This window comes from Neisseria zoodegmatis, assembly GCF_900187305.1.
GTDB lineage: Bacteria > Pseudomonadota > Gammaproteobacteria > Burkholderiales > Neisseriaceae > Neisseria > Neisseria zoodegmatis.
In genome coordinates, this window is the sequence record NZ_LT906434.1 from 686,077 (window position 1) to 699,138 (window position 13,062).

Here is a 13,062-nt window from a genome sequence, read left to right on the forward strand (position 1 = left end):
CCAAGGGGATAAAATGTCTAAACGTGTACGTTATTTTTTAGGCCATTTGGCAGTCTCTTTTATCTTGGCATGTTTGGTTACGGTGCTGGTTACCCTGTTTTGGTATCCGGCACCTTTATTTAAAGCTGCTGGCTTGGCCAAAATCTTTTTTATGCTGCTGGCTATTGATGTGTTGATTGGTCCTTTCTTTTCCTTGCTTGTTTATAAAGAGGGTAAAAAAACGCTGAAATTCGATTTGTCGGTTATTGTGTTGATTCAATTTTGTGCGTTTGCCTATGGTTTTTACAGTATTGCAGAAGGCAGGCCTGCGTGGATTGCATTCAATAAAGACCGTTTCGAGTTGATACGGTTGAACGAGATTGATGATAGGGAAATAAACAAAGCATTGCCTGAATATCAAACTGCTTCATGGATGGAACCGAAATGGGTAAAGGTGGCGTTAGAGAGGGAAAGTGTTGAGGTTCAAAATCAGGTATTGCTTGAGGAAGGAATGAGTGGCGGGATGTATTCTGTTGCTCAATCTCCAAGATTTTATCGCTCTATAGAGAATGCAGATTCAATGGCTTGGATGCAGAAAGCGCATCCTGTAACGGTTTTAAAAAAATACAATGATAAGCAAAAGGTGGATGCTGTTTTGGGTCGGTTTGCGGAGGCTGATTATTACCTTCCCTTAAAATCAAAAGGTTATGATATGGCGGTGCTCATTAACAGCAAAGATCCTACATGGAAGCAGATTGTCGATTTACGTCCTTGGTAATGGGTTGGCAAAACAAACGCAACTTATGCTGGAGATATAGTCCGTAGCAAGTTCGCGGTACTTAATATCCAGTATTAATTAAGGCCGTTTGAAAAAAAACAATTGCACATTCCGTATTTACCCGCGATGCCGTTTGAAAATAACCGCACTTTCGTAGGGGCGGATTACATATCCGCCCGTGTGTGATTTTAGGGAATGCGTGGGAAATCGGGAATGTTTGCAGGTTGGTATGTGTGATGATTCGGGATGCGGGCATGGTGGGTTATGGATAATGCGCTTTGTCCACACGGTTGGGAAGATATAAGGGCGGGCATCCTTGCCCGCCGCAACTGCTTGATGATTCAAACCAAGTAAAAGGCAGGCAGGGATATTCCAACACAAATAAGAGAGGCCGTCTGAAAATTGGTTGATGAGTTTTCAAACGGATTCAGACGGCCTTTCATCTTTTGGATATTTTGTTTGCTGTTTCCTGTAAACAACTCGCAACGGCGGGCAGGGATGCCCGCCCTACCTGTGAAGAGGCCGTCTGAAAAACTTCTACCAAACTTTTTCAGACGGCCTCTGCTTTTGCATTCAAAATTATTGGGGCTATGTGCCCGTGTGCAAAATCAGATGATGTTTCACTCCGTTCTAAAACAAACCGTTTCGCCTCGAACATCCATCACGCGTAAGGCGGGCATCCCTGCCCGCCGTTTATTTGATGATTCAAACCAAGTAAGAGACAGGCAGGGATATTCCAACATAAATAAGAGAGGCCGTCTGAAAATTGGTTGATGATTACAAGCAGTTTCAGACGGCCTTTCGTCTTTTGAATAGCTTATTTCCAGTTTCTGTAAGCAGCCCGAACCGGCGGGCAAGGATGCCCGCCCTACATGGTTGTTGATGAGTTTTCAAACAGATTCAGACGGCCTTTCGTTTTTTGAATAGCTTATTTCCAGTTTCTGTAAGCAGCCCGAAACGGCGGGCAAGGATGCCCGCCCTACATGGTTATTCTATATAGCGAACAGAAAAGCCGCATACAACAGGCCGTCTGAAAACCTTACAACGGGTTTTCAGACGGCCTCATTCATGCTTCTCAATATTCGTTAAAGCTGCATTGCAAAACCTCAACGCGCTTCGTCGTAAACCGCCCGCACGGTTTCGCCGATGGCGGCGATGCCTTTGCGCAGGGTTTCTTTGTCTTGGGCGATGCTCATGCGGATACATTCGTGGGCATGGCGGTAATTTGTGGTGTCGAGGCCGACGAAGAAGTGTTCGCTCGGAATAATCAGCGTGCCGGCGGCTTTCAGGCGTTCGTAGAGGGTTTGCGAGGAAACCGGCAGCCCTTCAAACCACAGCCACAGGAAAATCGCGCCTTCGGGTTTGTGGATTTTCATCGGATAGCCGGCCAGCTCTTTTTTCAGCAGCGACACGGCAAGGGCGGCCTGCTTGCGGTAAAACGGCTGCACCACGGTATCGGAGAGGGTTTTCAGACGGCCGTCGCGCAGCAGCGGAGTGGCGACGGCGGCACCGAAGCGGGTGGGGGCGAGGTTCACAATCGCATTTAGGGCGGTAACGGCTTTCACGACTTCGGGGCTGGCGACGATGATGCCGGTACGCACGCCGGGCAGGCCGATTTTAGAGAGGCTGAAGCAGAGGATGATGTTGTCGTGCCAAGTCAGCGTGGCTTTGCTGTAAATGATGTTGGGGAAGGGCATGCCGTAGGCGTTGTCGATAATCAGCGGAATGCCGTGGGCTTGGGCCAGCTTGTCGAGGCGCGCCATTTCGTCGTCGGTGAGAACGTTGCCGGTGGGGTTGGTGGGGCGCGAGCAGCAGATGGCGCCGATTTTGCCGGCTTTCAGTTCGGGCAGGTTTTCCAGTGCTTCGAAATCGACGCGGTATTTGTAGAAGCCGCTCTCGCCTTCGTGTTCGACTTCTTCGATGTGCGGTGCGACGGAGATGAAATGTTTGCCTTCTACATGCGCATCGGCATAGCCGATGTATTCGGGCGCGAGCGGTAGCAGGATGGATTTGTCGGTGCTGCCGCCGTTTTTGTCGAAGCGTCCGCCGAAGAGATTGAAGAGATAGAAAAAGGCGTTTTGCGAGCCGTTGGTTAAGACGATGTTGTCGGCGGTGATGCCCCAGCCGTATTCGCGGTTGAAAAACTCGACCAGCGTGTCGATAAACGCCGCATCGCCCTGCGGAGTGGAGTAGTTGCCGATGCTTTCTACGGCGACTTCGTTATCGACCAATTCTTGCAGCACTTGCTTGTAAACGCGGTTGATGTCGCCGATACGCGCAGGGTTGCCGCCGCCGAGCATGTTGACGGGCTTGTCGCTGTTGAGCGCTTTGCCCAAATCATCCATCAATTGCAGGATGCCGCTGTTGCGGGTGAATTTTTGGCCGAAAGCGGAGAATTGCATGGCGGGTTCCTTTTTATATCGAAATAAAAAGATTATAACCCTGTCTGCCGTTTTCTGTATGGGGTATAACGGTTTAGCAGTTTGCTTGTGCGGCTTGCGGTTGCATGGTTTGACGGCTGTTTTTCTAACAGTTATCCGTAGATTTTATACCATTATTGAAAATAGTTCTCATTATTGATATTATAAGCCAACCGGCAGATACGTTTTATCCATCTGCCGCTTCATTATTCTATTTATAGCTATCATCAGGAGAATCATCATGCGCCGTTTAGCTACCGCAACATGTTTGTTGTTAACCGTTTTGGCAGCCTCACCCGCTTATGCGAAATTGAAAGTGGTTACCACTTTTACCGTGATTCAGGACATCGCCCAAAACGTGGCCGGCGATGCGGCAACGGTGGAATCGATTACCAAGCCGGGAGCGGAAATTCACGATTACCAACCCACACCGCAGGATATTGCCAAAGCGCAGTCGGCCGATTTGGTGCTGTGGAACGGCATGAATCTGGAACGCTGGTTCGAGCGCTTTTTCCAAAATGTGAAAAACAAACCTGCGGTGGTGGTGACCAAAGGCATCACGCCGATGTCGATTCACGAAGGGCCGTACAAAGGTATGCCCAATCCCCATGCTTGGATGTCAACCAGCAATGCTTTGGTTTATATCGAAAACATCAAAAACGCTTTGGCAAAACACGACCCGAAAAATGCGGCGGTATATGCCAAAAATGCGGCGGCATACAGCAGCAAAATCAAACAGCTCGACAAGCCTTTGCGTGCCAAATTGATGCAGGTGCCGCAAAACCAGCGTTTCTTGGTGAGCAGCGAAGGCGCGTTCAGCTATCTGGCGAAAGACTACGGCTTCAAAGAAGTTTACCTGTGGCCGATTAATGCCGAACAACAAGGCACGCCGCAACAGGTGCGCAAAGTAATCGAGGTGGTGCGCAAAAACAAAATTCCGGTGGTGTTCAGCGAGAGCACCATTTCGCCCAAGCCGATGCAGCAGGTGGCTAAGGAAACCGGTGCCAAATACGGCGGCGTATTGTATGTGGATTCGCTTTCCGCCAAAAACGGCCCGGTGCCGACTTATGCCGACCTGCTGAATACGACGGTATCAACAATTGTCAAAGGATTCGGAAAATAATGATGCTTTCCAACGCTGCTTCGATTCACGTTAACGATGTTACCGTGCGCTACAACAACGGCCACACGGCCATTTATGATTTTTCGCTGGATTTGCAAGGCGGCATGACCTGTGCGCTGGTGGGCGTGAACGGCAGCGGCAAATCCACTTTGTTCAAAAGCCTGATGGGTTTGCTCAAGCCGCGCAAAGGCGATATCCGCTTGTGCGGGCTGCCCATCACCAAGGCGCTGCAAAGCAATCTCGTGTCTTATGTGCCGCAGAGTGAAGAAGTGGATTGGCAGTTTCCTGTTTCGGTTTACGATGTGGTGATGCAGGGGCGCTACGGCTACATGAATATGCTGCGCATTCCGAGTAAAACGGATAAGCAGCAGGTTCAGACGGCCATGGAGCGCGTCGACATCGCCCATCTTGCCGAACGGCAAATCGGCGAACTTTCCGGCGGCCAGAAAAAACGCGTCTTTCTCGCCCGCGCGTTGGCGCAAGACAGCAAGGTGATTCTGCTGGACGAGCCGTTTACAGGCGTGGACGTGAAAACCGAAAACATGATTATGGATCTTCTCGGCCAGTTGCGCGCGGAAGGCCGTCTGATTTTGGTCTCCACACACAATCTGGGTGTTGTGCCCGACTTTTGCGACCGCGTGGTAATGATCAACCGCACCGTGTTGGCGGCGGGCGCGACCGAATCGACGTTCAACCAGCATAACCTCGAAGATGCTTTCGGCGGCGTGTTGCGCCACTTCCAACTCGCCGGCAGCGATTTGCACGACGATGAAGACAAACGCGCCGTAACGGTATTGACCGACGACGAACGTCCGGCCGTGTTCTACGGCAAAACCAAAATCGACCCGCCCGCGTCGGCGGCGAAATATGCCGGCAGTCGCGACGAAGAAACAGAGCAAACGCCGACGGAAAACGGCAAAGAGGGCTGAACCATGCTGGATGTGTTACTGGAGCCGCTCGCTTACGAGTATATGGTTAAAGCCGTGGTCATCAGCGCCGCCGTGGGCGGGATATGTGCGTTTTTGTCGGCTTATCTGATGCTCAAAGGCTGGTCGTTAATCGGCGATGCTTTGTCGCATTCGGTGGTGCCCGGTGTGGCCATTACCTATTCGCTTTCACTGCCTTATTCGGTGGGTGCTTTCATTTCGGGCATCTTGGCGGCGTTGGCGATTTTGTGGATCAAAGCGGTGAGCAAATTGAAGGAAGATGCCATTATCGGCTTTATTTTCACCACGTTTTTCGCACTCGGCCTGTTTATCGTTTCCATCAACCCCACCGCCGTCAACGTGCAGGAAATCGTGTTGGGCAATATCTTGGGCATTGCCGATGAAGACGTGGTTCAAGTCGGCATCATCATGGCGGTGTGCTTGGCCTTTTTATTGCTGTTTTGGAAAAACCTGCTGCTGGTGTTTTTCGACGAAACACAGGCCGTTGCCGTGGGTTTGTCGCCGCTGCGCTATAAAATCCTGTTTTTCACCCTGCTCAGCGCCTGCGTGGTGGCGGCGCTGCAAACCGTGGGTGCGGTGCTGGTGATCGCTATGGTGATTACGCCGGGTGCCACCGCCTATCTGCTTACCGACAAATTCAGCAAGCTCGTAGGTATTGCCGTAGCGTTGGGCTTTTTGACCGGCGGCATCGGCGCGTATGCCAGCTATTTTCTCGACGGAGCCACCGGCGGCATCATCGTCTGCCTGCAAACGGCGCTGTTTCTGCTGGCCTTTATCTTCGCGCCCAAATACGGCTTGTTGAAACAGAAACAAACTGCGGCGCTGCAAGGAGAAACCGGCCATGGCTGACATCATCAACTGGTTTGTCGAACCGCTGAGTTTTCCGTTTATGCAATACGCGCTGCTGACCGCGCTGATTGTGTCGGTGGTGTGCGGCATCTTATCGTGCTATCTGGTGCTGAAAGGCTGGTCGCTGATGGGCGATGCCATTTCCCATGCCGTATTGCCCGGCATCATCGTTGCTTTTGTAACCGGCATCCCTTTGGTGGCAGGCGCATTCGTTTCCGGACTGGCCTGCGCCGTGGGTGTGGGCTATCTGAAAAACAACAGCCGTCTGAAAGAAGATACGGTGATGGGCATCGTGTTTTCGGGCATGTTTGCTTTCGGCTTGGTGCTGTTTACCAAAGTGGAAACCGACCAACACCTCACGCATATTTTGTTCGGCAACATTCTCGGCGTGAGCTATGAAGAGCTGATCCGCACGCTGATTATCTGCACCCTTGTTTTTGCGGTGGTGATGCTGAAAAAAAGGGATTTGATGCTGTATTGCTTCGACCCCGTACAAGCGCGCATCGTCGGCTTGCCGCCCCGCGTTCTCCACTACGGACTGCTGATTCTGCTGGCGCTGACCATCATCAGCGCGATACAGGTGGCGGGCGTGGTGCTGGTCATCGCCATGCTGATTTCGCCGGGCATCACCGCCTCCCTGCTGACCCGCCGTTTCGACCGCATGATGGTTATCGTGGTGGCGTGCTCCGTTATCACCGGTTTGGCCGGCACGATACTGAGCTACCATTTGGATGCCGCCACAGGGCCGGTGATTATTTTGTTACAGGCGGCGCTGTTTTTGTGTGCGTTGGGGTATTCCAAATTGCGGGAGAGTTTATAGCTGTTTAGCAGAATGAAGTGAATGGGAAGAGGCCATCTGAAAAATGTTTTTCAGACGGCCTTAGTAAGTAGGGCGGGCATCCTTGCCCGCCGTTAGGCATTGTTGGGAGGAAAGGCGGGCAGGGATGGCCGCCCTACGGTTTGGTGGGTTGATGTGAAACGGTTTGGTTTGAAATAGAGCGGAACATCATTTGCTTTCACGAACCCGCGCGGAATCCAAATAATTTTGAATACAAGAGCAGAGGCCGTCTGAAAGGCTTGCCGACAAGTTTTCAGATGGCCTGCGTAGGGCGGGCATCCTTGCCCGCCGTTAGACATTGTTTGGGAGAGAGGCGGGCAGGGATGCCCGCCCTACGGGGCTGCCGTCAATAAAAGGCCGTCTGAAAAACCGTTTTATTACCACAAACAGTTTTTCAGACGGCCTTTCCCATGTTTCCGCAAACCTTACCAATTCACCCGCACGGAGCGTCCCCCCAACAAGGTTTCCAGCTTGTCGAAAAGTTCCGCGCTCGGCGTTACCGTCCATTTGGGCGGAATCTTCAAATCGCCGCAGGCAGCGGCGTTGGCGTAGGAAAGGCTGATGGGGATATGGCCGGTATCGGGGCGGCGGTGGGTGTTCAGCAGTTGTGCCAAAGCGGGGATGTCGTGTTCGGGTTTCAGGCTCAGGCTCAGGCTGCGGGCGTAGCGTTCGCGGGCGGTTTGCAGCGCCATCACTTGGTTGGCAACGATACGCAGGGTGTCGCCGCCGGTGTAGTCGTCGCGGCTGACTTTGCATTCCATAATCAGCACTTGGTCGGCTTTCAGACGGCCTGCGCTTTCTTCCAGCACGGGGCCGGTAATCATCACTTCTACTTGGTCGCTTTGGTCTTCGAGCGTGGCGAAGGCGATTTTGCCGCGTTTGCCCATCATGGTGCGCACGGCGGTGGTGAAGCCGGCCACGCGCACGTTGTCTTGCGGTTTCAGACGGCTTAGGCGGGTGGGGGCGATTTGGCGCACTTCTTGAGCGTAGGGGCCGAAGGGGTGGCCGGATAGGTAGAAGCCGATAACGGTTTTTTCTTCGGCGAGCTTTTCCGATTCGCTCCATGCGGGTGCGGCTTGCAGTTCGATGGCGGCGATGGCATCTTCCATCATGTCGAACAGCCCGCCCTGATTGGCATTGGCGGCTTTTTGGTCGGCGTTGTTCATGGCCAGGTCGATGTTGGCGAGCAGCATGGCGCGGTTGGGCTCGATGCTGTCGAACGCGCCGCCGCGTATCAGGGCTTCGAGGGTGCGGCGGTTCATGTGTTCTTTGCCGACGCGTTCGCAGAAATCGAGCAGCCCGGTGAATTTGCCGCCCTGTTTGCGTGCTTCCATGATGGAGGCTACCGCACCTTCGCCGGTGCCTTTGATGGCGCCGAGGGCATAGCGGATTTGTTTGCGGTTGTTGGGGGTAAACAGGTAATCCGATTCGTTGATGTCGGGCGGCAGAAATTCGATGCCGTTGGCGCGCGCGTCGTCGTAGAAGTGTTTGAGCTGGTCGGTGTTGTCCAACTCGCTCGACATGGTTGCGGCCATGAATTCGGCGGGATAATGCGCTTTCAGCCAGGCGGTTTGGTAGGAAATCAGCGCGTAGGCGGCGGCGTGCGATTTGTTGAAGCCGTAGCCGGCGAATTTTTCCATGTAGTCGAAAATTTCATCGGCTTTTTTGCGGGAAATGGCTTTTTCTTCCGCGCCTTTGGCGAAAATTTCGCGGTGTTTCACCATTTCTTCGGGTTTTTTCTTACCCATGGCGCGGCGCAGCAAGTCCGCACCGCCGAGCGAGTAGCCGCCGATCACCTGCGCGGCCTGCATCACCTGTTCTTGGTAAACCATGATGCCGTAAGTCGGCTCCAACACCGGCTCCAGCAGCGGATGGATGTATTCAAACGCCTGCCCCTTCATGCGGGCGACGAAATCGGGAATGTTGTCCATCGGGCCGGGGCGGTAAAGCGATACGAAGGCAATCAACTCTTCAAACTTGGTGGTGTGCGCCGTTTTCAGCATTTTTTTCATGCCGGTCGATTCAAACTGGAAAACGGCGGTGGTGTTGGCATCGCGGAAAATTTTGTAGGCGGCTTGGTCGTCGAGCGGAATGGTGTTCACGTCGATTTCTTCACCGACGGTGTTTTTAATGTTTTCCTGCGCCATTTCGATAATGGTAAGGTTGCGCAAGCCCAAGAAGTCGAACTTCACCAAGCCCACGTCTTCCACGTCGCCTTTGTCGTACATCGACACGGGCGAGGCTGATTCGTCGGCCTGATACACGGGGCTGAAGTCGGAAATTTTGCCCGGCGCAATCAACACGCCGCCTGCGTGCATGCCGAGGCCGCGGGTGAGGTCTTCCAGCTTTTGCGCCAGCGTCATCAACTCTTCCGCGCCTTCTTCTTCGATCAGCTGGCGGATTTCCGGCTCCATTTCCATCGCTTTTTCAAGGCTCACGGGGCGGTTGGCTTCGAGCGGAATCAGTTTCGACAAGCGGTCGCACAGGCCGAACGGCAATTCCAACACACGGCCCACGTCGCGGATGACGGCTTTGGACGACATGGTGCCGAAGGTAACGATTTGGCTCACGGCATCGGCACCGTATTTTTCGCGCACATATTCAATCACGCGGCCGCGGTTGCTTTGGCAGAAGTCGATATCGAAGTCGGGCATGGAAACGCGCTCGGGGTTTAAGAACCGCTCGAACAGCAGCGCGTATTTCAACGGGTCGAGGTCGGTGATTTTCAGCGCATAGGCCACCAGCGAGCCTGCACCCGAACCGCGCCCCGGCCCCACCGGGCAGCCGTTGTTTTTCGCCCAGTTGATGAAGTCTTGTACGATGAGGAAGTAGCCCGGAAAGCCCATTTGGATGATGATGCCCAATTCAAAATCCAAGCGTGCCTGATATTCGGGCATTTTTTCGGCGCGTTCCGCTTCGTCGGGGTAAAGCTGCACCATGCGCTCTTGCAAACCTTCGTTGGAAAGTTGGGTCAGGTAGTCGTCGAGCGACATGCCATCGGGCGTGGGGAACAGCGGCAAAAAGTTTTTGCCCAGCGTGAGCGTGAGATTACAGCGTTTGGCGATTTCCACCGTGTTTTGCAACGCTTCGGGCAGATCGGCGAAACGCTCCGCCATCTGCTCCGGCGAGGCGAAATATTGGCTCGGCGTGAATTCGTGCGGGCGTTTTTTGTCGGCCAGTACCCAGCCGCCGGCAATGCACACCCGCGCTTCGTGGGCGCTGAAGTCTTCTTGGTTGAGAAACTGGGTCGGATGGGTGGCGACTACGGGCAAATCCAATTCCGCGGCGATTTCCAAGCTGCCGGATACCGAAGTTTCCCATTGCGGGCGTTCGGGCAGGCGTTGCAGTTCGAGGTAAAACGCATTGGGAAACCACGCCGCGTATTTCTGCGCCGCCGCTTTGGCTGCGTCGGGGTGACCGTTGATCAGGTTGACACCCACTTCGCCGTAATGCGCACCCGATAAGCAAATCAGGCCACTGTTGTCGCCTTCGGCCAGCCACGCCTGCCGCAGTTCGGCATGATCGACGTTGCGGTCTTTGCCCACATAGGCGGCGGTGAGCAGTTCGCTCAGGCGCAGGTAGCCGCTGTCGTTTTTTACAATCAACATGGCGCGGAAAGGTTTGTCGGGCGCAGCGGGGTTTTCGATCCACACGTCCGCCGCCGCCACCGGTTTGATGCCTGCGCCGCGGCAGGCTTTGTAGAATTTTACCAAGCCGAAAGTATTCATCAGGTCGCTTATGCCCAGTGCGGGCAGGCCGTCTGAAACGGCTTTTTTCACGGCATCTTTGATGCGTACCGTGCCGTCGGTAATCGAAAATTCGGTGTGCAGACGCAGGGGGATGTAGATGGGATCGGTCATGGCGGGAAAATGTGCGGCGGAAATAAAGGCGTATTGTAGCAGGGTTTGGGGCAAGAATTAGGCCGAGACCTTTGCAAAACCCCCATCTGCGGCGCATTTCTGCGTTGTGCGCTGCTTGCTCGTTTGCCTATCCATATGATATGTCTGCACTCGCTGTGCTGCTACGCCTTGAACTACATCCACATCTGAGGGTTTTGCAAAAGTCTCAGGCCGTCTGAAAAACGGCAAACGGTTTTTCAGACGGCCTTTAGGGTATTGCACTGCCTATGCGGGCTTACATTTGCAGCGGCATATCATTGCTGTGATGGTGGTACTTTTTGTGGCCTTTGGTGTGAACGCCTAAGACTTTGCCGTCGTCGGCATCCACGATGACTTTGTGTTTCAAGCCGTTGGCCAGCACTTCTACTTCATAATGGCCGCCGGTGTGGTAGTTGTATTCAAAATCCACTTCTTTGGCGTAGCCGCCGGTTTGCGCCACGGCTGCGGCTGCGGCTTCTTTGCCGGAAACGGGAGAGAAAAAGCCTAATGAAAAGATGCCGAGAAAAACGGCGGCTACAACGCCTATGGCAATGAATAAAGCAACGGCGTTCAGAATTTTGCGTGTGGTGTACATAATTATCCTCCTCATCGCTGAGTGAAATGAGTTAAAACTCTATGATGAGGTACATATTAAAAGCAGACAGTTAGTAGAGAATTAGGAAGTATAAAAGTCTCAGGCCGTCTGAAAACGGTTTGCACGGATACGGCGGGGAAAGTTGCCGTGTTTCGGTGCGATGTGTTTTCAGACGGCCTTCATGTTACCGAGCGGGATTAAGCCACGCCTTTGGGATTAGGGCCGTATTGGTTGGTGCCGGGTTGGCTGTCGAGGCAGGCCCAGTAGATCAACAGAATCCAGCCGATTACGGGAATAAAGCTGAGCAACAGCCACCAGCCGCTGCGGCCGATGTCGTGCAGGCGGCGTATGCTGACGCCCAAGCAGGGGAGAAAGACGGCCAGCGAATAAAGCAAGCTAATCAGACCGATGCCTGCCAAACTATCTATAATTGAGCAGATAATACAGGCGATGATGTGGAACAAAGTAAACATCCAAAATTCCTGACGGTGGGCGCGACCGTTAAAAAACAGCGTATTTCTTTAATACTTCTACATACCAATTCATCATTACATTCCTATGTTATTAAGATTTTTTTGACATGAAACGGCCGTTTAAGGCCGGTGCAATGCGGAATAATGATAACAAAGTCGGCAGCAAAAAATAAATTTTTATTCACAATTTAACGTTATTTTGTTCAGTAAATACAGCCATTTATGAATATTGGGTATGATTTTGGCCGAATCTGCCCACGGTAAGCCGGTTTAAACCTGCCAAGTCGTTAAGGGTTTCGACGTCTTTGAAACCGCCCTGTTCAAACAATGCCCTGACGGCGGCGCCTTGATTGTAGCCGTGTTCCACCATCAACATGCCGCCTTGCTTGAGATACAGGGGCGATTCGCTGACGAGTACGCGGATGCAGCTGAGGCCGTCTGAAAAATCGGTGAGCGCGGTTTGCGGTTCGAAACGCAAATCGCCTTGGCTCAGATGTTCGTCTCCGGCTTCAATGTAGGGCGGGTTGGACACGATGATGTCGTAAGTATGGTGTTCAGACGGCCTGCCCGCTTCAAACCACGAGCCTGAAACCCATTCGATGGCGGCGCCGAGACGTTGGGCGTTGAGCCGGGCGGTGTCGAGGGCTTGCGGGCTGATGTCGGATGCGCGCACGACGGCGTCGGGTCGTTCGAGTGCGACGGTAACGGCAATGGCGCCGCTGCCCGTGCCTAAATCCCATACTTTGCCTTGCGGCGGCAGATGTTGCAGCACGGCTTCGACCAAGTGTTCGGTTTCGGGGCGGGGGATTAATACGCCGGGGTTGACATGAAACATGCGCCCGTAAAATTCGCGTTCGCCCAAAATATAGGCCATCGGTTCGCCTTCGATGCGACGCCGGGCGAGGGTGTTGAGTGTTTGCAGGGTGGGTTCGTCTAATTCATCGCCGCCGCGGGTAATCAGTTGGGCGCGGGTGAGGCCGGTGCTGTGTTGTAGCAGCATCCGCGCTTCGAGTTTGGGCAGGGGGCAGCGGTTTAGCCACTCGGTGATGGTTTGCAGCATTTCAGACGGCCTCATGTTTGGAAAGGAAAGGTTTGCATTATAAAGAAATTGATTGAGGCCGTCTGAAAAGGAAGTTTCAGACGGCCTCTATCGGCGGGTGCAAAGCTATCGAAGCTGTGGCG

Annotated in this window: 11 protein-coding genes; 6 read left to right on the forward strand and 5 right to left on the reverse strand. The window is 53.3% G+C overall.

The annotated features are described in order from the left end of the window. Positions 1 to 13 precede the first annotated feature (13 nt). The gene (gene tfpZ, locus CKV66_RS03170; RefSeq protein ID WP_085363369.1) at positions 14 to 757 is read left to right on the forward strand and encodes a TfpX/TfpZ family type IV pilin accessory protein; all 744 of its coding nucleotides are present in this window, start codon (positions 14 to 16) and stop codon (positions 755 to 757) included. A 1,106-nt stretch (positions 758 to 1,863) separates the two neighbouring features. On the opposite strand, the gene CKV66_RS03175 is transcribed toward tfpZ, so the two are convergent. Beyond that, entirely contained in the window at positions 1,864 to 3,159 is a 1,296-nt protein-coding gene (locus CKV66_RS03175; protein WP_085363370.1) for a valine--pyruvate transaminase, read from the reverse strand. Positions 3,160 to 3,418: 259 nt separating this feature from the next. Here CKV66_RS03175 and CKV66_RS03180 point away from each other — a divergent pair, with 259 nt between their 5' ends. From CKV66_RS03180 to CKV66_RS03195, 4 genes are read left to right on the forward strand one after another with little or no spacing between them, the layout of a single operon-like run. After that, positions 3,419 to 4,300 carry a metal ABC transporter substrate-binding protein gene (locus tag CKV66_RS03180; protein WP_085363371.1) on the forward strand — a complete coding sequence of 294 codons (882 nt, stop codon included), beginning with the start codon at positions 3,419 to 3,421 and terminating at the stop codon, positions 4,298 to 4,300. Continuing rightward, complete coding sequence (locus CKV66_RS03185; RefSeq protein ID WP_269457268.1) at positions 4,300 to 5,229, forward strand: ATP-binding cassette domain-containing protein; 930 nt, start codon at positions 4,300 to 4,302, stop codon at positions 5,227 to 5,229. The genes CKV66_RS03180 and CKV66_RS03185 overlap by 1 nt, the downstream gene beginning before the upstream one ends. Positions 5,230 to 5,232: 3 nt before the next feature. Next, positions 5,233 to 6,096, forward strand: a complete 864-nt coding sequence (locus tag CKV66_RS03190; RefSeq protein ID WP_085363372.1) for a metal ABC transporter permease — start codon at positions 5,233 to 5,235, stop codon at positions 6,094 to 6,096. Beyond that, positions 6,089 to 6,916 (forward strand): metal ABC transporter permease, encoded by an 828-nt coding sequence (locus CKV66_RS03195; RefSeq protein WP_085363373.1) that lies wholly within the window; start codon positions 6,089 to 6,091, stop codon positions 6,914 to 6,916. The genes CKV66_RS03190 and CKV66_RS03195 overlap by 8 nt, the downstream gene beginning before the upstream one ends. Positions 6,917 to 7,359: 443 nt before the next feature. Here the strand turns inward: CKV66_RS03195 and dnaE are convergent, their stop codons facing one another. Next, the gene (dnaE, locus tag CKV66_RS03200; protein WP_085363442.1) at positions 7,360 to 10,794 is read right to left on the reverse strand and encodes a DNA polymerase III subunit alpha; all 3,435 of its coding nucleotides are present in this window, start codon (positions 10,792 to 10,794) and stop codon (positions 7,360 to 7,362) included. 71 nt (positions 10,795 to 10,865) lie between these two features. On the opposite strand from dnaE, the gene CKV66_RS12790 reads away from it, so the two are divergent. Next, positions 10,866 to 11,012, forward strand: a complete 147-nt coding sequence (locus tag CKV66_RS12790) for a lipoprotein signal peptidase (protein WP_095197831.1) — start codon at positions 10,866 to 10,868, stop codon at positions 11,010 to 11,012. 56 nt (positions 11,013 to 11,068) lie between these two features. On the opposite strand, the gene CKV66_RS03210 is transcribed toward CKV66_RS12790, so the two are convergent. The 3 genes from CKV66_RS03210 to prmC form a co-directional block, all read right to left on the reverse strand. Beyond that, complete coding sequence (locus CKV66_RS03210) at positions 11,069 to 11,407, reverse strand: PepSY domain-containing protein (protein WP_169709793.1); 339 nt, start codon at positions 11,405 to 11,407, stop codon at positions 11,069 to 11,071. A gap of 197 nt (positions 11,408 to 11,604) precedes the next feature. Further along, positions 11,605 to 11,880, reverse strand: coding sequence for a DUF805 domain-containing protein (locus CKV66_RS03215; RefSeq protein WP_211276192.1), 276 nt, complete (start codon positions 11,878 to 11,880; stop codon positions 11,605 to 11,607). Positions 11,881 to 12,100: 220 nt separating this feature from the next. Further along, positions 12,101 to 12,940, reverse strand: a complete 840-nt coding sequence (prmC, locus tag CKV66_RS03220) for a peptide chain release factor N(5)-glutamine methyltransferase (RefSeq protein ID WP_085363376.1) — start codon at positions 12,938 to 12,940, stop codon at positions 12,101 to 12,103. Positions 12,941 to 13,062 lie beyond the last annotated feature (122 nt).